This window comes from Aquiflexum sp., assembly GCF_977115555.1.
In genome coordinates, this window is sequence record NZ_CDSBKL010000310.1 from 1 (window position 1) to 5,066 (window position 5,066).

Here is a 5,066-nt window from a genome sequence, read left to right on the forward strand (position 1 = left end):
CTTGTTTGCTCCGGTGCAAAAAGCCAATGTTTGATGGTTCCATCGGGTTCCCTGTCAATGATCACGTGCTTGGGAGCAGGAATCAGGCAATGCTGTATCCCTCCATAACCTCCTAGGGATTCTTGATAAGCCCCTGTATGGAAAAATCCGATGTATTGCTTTCTGCCTTCTTCGATTTTTGGCAGGTAGATATTGAACTGATGCGCTTCCGAATTATAGTAGTCCATGCTGTCGCAGGTCAATCCACCTAGGGAAATATTGTGGTATTCTTCTTCCCAATTATTCACAGCAAGCATAATGTATTTTTGGTTTAAACCCCAACTGTCAGGCAACTGCGTGATGAAACTGCCGTCGATCATATACCAAAGTTCCTTGTCGTTTTGGAGCTTTTCATCCAAAATGGAATAAAGCACCGCCCCGCTTTCGCCCACTGTATAGCTTCCGAATTCAGTGAATATATTGGGTTCGTCTGTATGGTTTTTGGCGCACATCCATTTGATGTTTTTAACGATCTGCTCGGCCATGTATTGGTAATCGTAGTCAAAAAATACATTGGTCTTGATAGGCCAACCTCCACCGATATCCATGGTGTCAAGAGAAGGAGCCACTTTTTTCAAATCCACGTATTTTTGGATGAAACGGGTCAGTTCCGACCAATAGTAAGCTGTATCCTTGATCCCCGAGTTGAGGAAAAAGTGAAGCATTTTGAGGCTTACATTTGGGTTGTCCTTGATTTTTTCCTCATAAAGATTGATGATTTCGCTGTACCTGACACCAAGTCTTGAAGTATAAAAACCAAACTTTGGCTCCTCATCTGCGGCAATCCTTATTCCCACTTGAAAAGGCACTTTGACGTGCTCCAAGTAATAGTCGATCTCACCAAGATTGTCCAGAATAGGGACACAGTTTACAAATCCATCATTCAGCAATTCTGTAATATATTGCTTGTAGAGCTGTCTTTTGAAACCGTTGCATACAATAAAGGTCTCTTTAGTGATCAATCCTTGGGCATAAAGATTCCTAACCAAAGGAATGTCAAAGGTGGACGAAGTCTCTATGTGAATGTCATTTTTCAATGCTTCATTCAGCACAAAGCTGAAATGGGAAGACTTGGTACAATAACAATAAGTATACTTCCCTTTGTAGTCATGCTTTTCAATTGCATTGCCGAAAAAAGTTTTTGCATTTTGGATATTCTCGGAGATTTTAGGAAGATAGGTCAGCTTCAAAGGCGTTCCATAGGTTTTGATGATTTCCATGAGGTTGACACCATTGAAGTGCAGCTCGTTGTTCTCTACTTTAAATTCTTTGGTGGGAAAGTCAAAAGTCTGTTGGATCAGATCGATGTATTTATTCATTTCAAATTGGGGAAGTTAAAATTGAAAAGGAATCACAAAATTTGCTTTTAATATTGGCATATCAAATGAAAAAAGGGGAAAATCCATTTGGACTTACCCCTTTACAATAAATTTAAATGGAGAGAATTTTTATGCGAAAATTTCATTTCGAAGCAATTGGCCTTCCGCTTCAAATGACTTTTGGTTTTCAATTACTTTTTTGAGGATCTTTTTAAATCTGATTTCTTCAGAAATGACCTTGCTGATTTTTGAAAAATATCCTGCCACTGTATTTTCATTTGAAGTATAAAATTTCAAAGAATAGGTATTCAAATCTTTTTGGAATTCCAAAATCACGCCATTGGGCTGTCCAATACTGATCAGACCGTTGAACAATCCTTTGAGACTTTCAAATTCGGATGACAGCTTGAAGTAAAGCACTTGAAAACTTTTGTTTGCTTCAGGAAAATTGGGAAAGTTAAATGAAGCCTGACCGGTTAAATCTACCATGTCACAAGCCCTGACCATTTCAGTTACACTTACCGCAGGGGCAAGAAATTCTGATCTTTTGGATACACTTTGAAAAGTGAATGATTCCTGAACTGAAGCTTGTTGGGTAGAAAGTTGAGATGCCATGAGATTATGATTTTTGTTCCAAAAGGTTTTTTTTCAAAACCTTGATCCAAATATAAACGACGGATTTTAATTATCCTAATTACCCTATCATTTTTATAGGATTTAAATAATTTAATTTATTTGATGCTTAGGGAGGCTCAGTTTATGGTAAATTCTGATTAAAGGCCCTTCACCACACCTCCAAAGTTTTCTAAACAAAATCTATGGTTTCTTTTAAACCCGATTCATACGATCTTCTATTGCATGATTTTTGGGATATTTTTTTACAGATTCGCTCAACAATTAGGAAATATTGAATTTTTTCTATCATTAAAATGACAAACTATTTACAAACAGCTTTCCTGTTTTGCTTGTTTCACGATAAAAATCCTGTTTAATTCGACACCTAGTAAATATCGAGACAAATTCGCCCAATGTCTGCCAAAGCACATCCATATTCTACTTCAGTAGGTCAAAGCTTTCCTATTGGTCCAAGCTTAACCCCGGAAGGTGTTAATTTTTGTTTGTTTTCTAAGCATGCAATAAAGGTAGAACTACTGTTTTTTGATCATAAGGACGATATTGCTCCGAGCCATACATTTATTTTGGACCCTTTAAAAAACAGAACCTACTTTTATTGGCATATTTTTATTGGAGGAATAATGGCCGGTCAACTTTACGGCTACCGGGTTTACGGACCATTTGATCCCCAAAACGGACACCGCTTTGATTCTTCAAAGATTCTACTTGATCCATATGCCAAAGCCATTGCCTTTCCTGAGTTGTTTGACCGGAAAGCACTCAGCATATATGAAAAACCCGATGCCCCAAGCCTGAAGAGTGTAATTGCGGATTTAAACCAATATGATTGGGAAGGAGATTTCCATCCAAGAAAAGCTTTTTCTTCTACTGTCATATACGAAATGCATGTCGGTGGATTTACCAAAAATCCAAACTCCAGAGTTGCACCGGAAAAACGGGGAACTTTTGCAGGGCTTATTGAAAAAATCCCTTATCTCGTAGAGCTCGGAATCACGGCGGTTGAATTGCTTCCTGTTTTCCAGTTTGATGTGCAGGATGCCCCCGAAGGCAAAACCAACTACTGGGGATATAGTCCGATTTCGTTTTTTGCACCGCATCAGGGATACAGTACTGATCCGGAAAACCCCTTGAAGGTTTTGGATGAATTCAGGGACATGGTCAAAGCCCTGCACCGCGCCGGCTTGGAGGTCATCATGGATGTGGTCTTTAACCATACCTCCGAAAACCACGAAGAAGGCCCGACTTATACTTTCAGAGGTATTGACAACAGCATTTATTACATTCTTGACAATGACCGGTCGAAGTATAAAAATTACTCCGGAACGGGCAATACGCTGAATGCAAATCAGTCAATTGTCCGTAAGATGATCATTTCCAGTCTTCACTTTTGGGTTCGGGACATGCATGTGGACGGCTTTAGGTTTGACCTTGCTTCTATTTTATCAAGGGACGAAAAAGGCAATCCCATCGAAAATGCCCCGATTCTTTGGGACATTGAATCAGATCCTATATTGGCGGGCACCAAACTGATCGCAGAAGCTTGGGATGCTTCAGGCTTGTACCAAGTGGGTAATTTCACAGGAGACAGCTGGAAAGAATGGAACGGAAGATTCAGAGATGATGCCCGCAGTTTTCTTCGTGGAGACAGAGGAAAAGTAGGGGATTTTGTGACGCGACTGATCGGAAGTCCTGATATGTATGAGTCCAAAAACAGGGAATTGGAGCAAAGCATCAACTTTGTCACTTGCCATGATGGATTTACTTTGAATGATCTTGTTTCCTACAACGTCAAACACAATCTTGCCAACGGTGAAAACAACCGGGACGGTCACAATGACAACCTCAGCTGGAATTGCGGAGTAGAAGGTCCAACCGATAATCTCAAGATCTTAGCACTGCGCAAAAGACAAGTCAAAAATTTCTTTATTGTGACTTTATTGTCTTTGGGTGCACCGATGATATTGATGGGAGATGAAATCCTCCATACCCAAAAGGGAAATAACAATGCATATTGCCAGGACAATGAGTTGACTTGGTTTGATTGGGATCTGGTTGAAAAAAATGAAGATATATTCAGGTTTGTAAAAATCCTGATCAAAAAGCGGTTATTGCGAGAAACCTCCCAATCCAATTTTACTTTGAGTCTCAAGGAGTTACTCATCCAATCAAAAATCCATTGGCACGGTGTCAAACTTCATCAGCCTGACTGGTCTCCTTCTTCGCTGAGCATTGCGATGACCATTTTGTCCCTGAACGGTAAAATGGCCATGCACTACCTGATCAACTCCTACAATCAGGATCTAACATTTGAAATCCCAAAAACCATTGATGCCAAAAAAGTAAGCTGGAGAAGATGGATAGACACTAGTTTTGAAAGTCCCAAAGACATTTGCCTTTGGTCCGATGCCGATAATCACATTGAAAATTCTTATTTGGTCAAGTCCCATTCCATTGCCATCCTTTTTACAAAATTAGACTAAACCTGAATTTCTCTTAATGGCTATCCGATTTTTAAAATCTGATTTGAGATTGTTAAACTTTTCAAAATATTCGTTTTTGAAGCAATTCAAGCGCTTTTTCTAAAACTTCATCATCTTTTGCAAAACAGAATCTGAGTAACTTGTGATCAGCCTTATTGTGGAAAAAAACTGAAACAGGAATGCTCGCTACACCGATTTCTTTGGTCATCCTGGTAGCAAGATCAAAATCAGCTTCCTGCGAAAGGTGACCATAAGAGACCAATTGGAAAAAACTTCCCTGAGCAGGAGTAAATTCAAAAGGAGTATCCTTCAACCCTTTACAAAACAAGTCTCTTTTCTGCTGATAAAAGTCATTGAGATGAAGATATCTTGATGGCTCGACCATAAAGTCCGCCAAGGCATACTGCAAAGGGGTTGCGGTGCTGAAGGTCAAGAACTGATGGATTTTTCGGAACTCAGTGGTAAGTTTTTCAGGAGCAAGGCAATACCCGATTTTCCATCCTGTAATATGGAAGGTTTTTCCAAATGTCCCACAGGCAAAAGTCCTTTCTTTGGGCAGTGGATTACTGAACAATGGCAAATTCTTTCTACC

At 39.6% G+C, this 5,066-nt stretch carries 4 protein-coding genes; 1 reads left to right on the forward strand and 3 read right to left on the reverse strand.

Annotated elements, in window-relative coordinates:
* Together ACZFYI_RS15515 and ACZFYI_RS15520 are read right to left on the reverse strand one after the other, a co-directional pair.
* A partial coding sequence (locus ACZFYI_RS15515) for an arginine decarboxylase (protein WP_462525039.1) occupies window positions 1-1,358 on the reverse strand: 1,358 nt, incomplete at its 3' end.
* A 129-nt stretch (window positions 1,359-1,487) separates the two neighbouring features.
* Entirely contained in the window at window positions 1,488-1,973 is a 486-nt protein-coding gene (locus ACZFYI_RS15520; RefSeq protein WP_462525040.1) for a hypothetical protein, read from the reverse strand.
* A gap of 413 nt (window positions 1,974-2,386) precedes the next feature.
* Here ACZFYI_RS15520 and glgX point away from each other — a divergent pair, with 413 nt between their 5' ends.
* Entirely contained in the window at window positions 2,387-4,474 is a 2,088-nt protein-coding gene (gene glgX / locus ACZFYI_RS15525; RefSeq protein WP_462525041.1) for a glycogen debranching protein GlgX, read from the forward strand.
* Between the two features lie 61 nt (window positions 4,475-4,535).
* Here the strand turns inward: glgX and ACZFYI_RS15530 are convergent.
* A partial coding sequence (locus ACZFYI_RS15530; RefSeq protein WP_462525042.1) for an aminotransferase class I/II-fold pyridoxal phosphate-dependent enzyme occupies window positions 4,536-5,066 on the reverse strand: 531 nt, incomplete at its 5' end.

Excerpts from the sequence above, each read along its gene's own strand:
- glgX (WP_462525041.1), top strand. The coding sequence starts at position 2,387 with ATGTCTGCCAAAGCACATCCATATTCTACTTCAGTAGGTCAAAGCTTT.
- ACZFYI_RS15520 (WP_462525040.1), bottom strand. The coding sequence starts at position 1,973 with ATGGCATCTCAACTTTCTACCCAACAAGCTTCAGTTCAGGAATCATTC.